Origin of the sequence: Haloarcula mannanilytica (assembly GCF_005406125.1) — an archaeon.
Classification (GTDB): domain Archaea; phylum Halobacteriota; class Halobacteria; order Halobacteriales; family Haloarculaceae; genus Haloarcula; species Haloarcula mannanilytica.
The window spans coordinates 1-938 of record NZ_BIXZ01000032.1 but is presented as its reverse complement, the minus strand read 5'-3'; the positions used below and the strand labels follow the sequence as shown (position 1 = coordinate 938).

The window sequence follows — 938 nt, the reverse complement described above, 5'->3', positions numbered from 1 at the left end:
GGCCGTGGTGAATCACCAGACGTAGCTTGATTTCACGGTTTCAGAGATTGCTTGATGTTGTGAACCGCACACATCAGGACTAGCTCACGAAATTCACCGTACCAGGTTCGCGCACGCACGGCGTCGCCGAGCGTGCGCTTGATTGTCGAGAAGACAGTTTCACACATCGCTCGTTGGCGGTATCGAGGCCCATCGATCCGCGCGTTGTGCGCGTGATCGATGGGCCGGAACTCACGATGTTTGATCAATGGTCTCACGCCTTCTTCGCGGAGTTTGTCGCGTAAATCCATCCAATCGTAGCCTTTGTCGGCAGCGAGGCTGGCGAGGTCGCCCGCGTTGCGTCGGGCGACCTGCCAGCCGAGCTGTGTGTCGTGGCGTTTCTTGGTCGTACAGTGAACGTCCAGAATGGCTTGGCTTTCTGTGTCGACGAGAGCTGTCGTCTTGAGCGTCTGAACCCGGTAATTCGTCCGACGACAGTAGTGTTTGCTAGCGTTTTCGCGGTCGAAAAACGTCGCATCGATGGCGGCGTGACCAGATGGCCCGTGCAGCTGCACCGACAGGCGCAGCAGCACTCGCCAGAGTGCGGTCTTGATTCTGTCAAACCACTTGATTAGCGTGGAGTGATCGGGGAGATCGGCCGCGTTGAGGCCGATCTCCCCAAGAATATGTGGCATCTCGCTCAGCAAATCAAGTGCTTCTCGGTAGGATTTTTCCAGGTAAACCCGCAGACAGTGCAGCGACACCACCGCATACTCGGCGAAGCCGCCACCCCCTTCGGGGGCGGCGACTTCGCCTCGGTCACCAACAGCATTTTTAGCTAACTGGACCGCTTTGCTCGTGAAGCGGGAAATCTTCGACATAGACCATCGGCGGTTTCCCGCTTCAACTTCCTAGTTCTGACGGTCGAAACCGACGCTGTCCAGCGATTCACCAGAGCC

1 protein-coding gene is annotated in these 938 nt (G+C 57.5%); it reads right to left on the bottom strand.

Annotation, left to right across the window (positions count from 1 at the left end; translation table 11 throughout):
- Positions 1-32: 32 nt before the first annotated feature.
- On the bottom strand, positions 33-860 hold the full coding sequence (locus Harman_RS21190; protein WP_137685643.1) for an IS5 family transposase: 828 nt from the start codon (positions 858-860) through the stop codon (positions 33-35).
- Between the last annotated feature and the right edge of the window lie 78 nt (positions 861-938).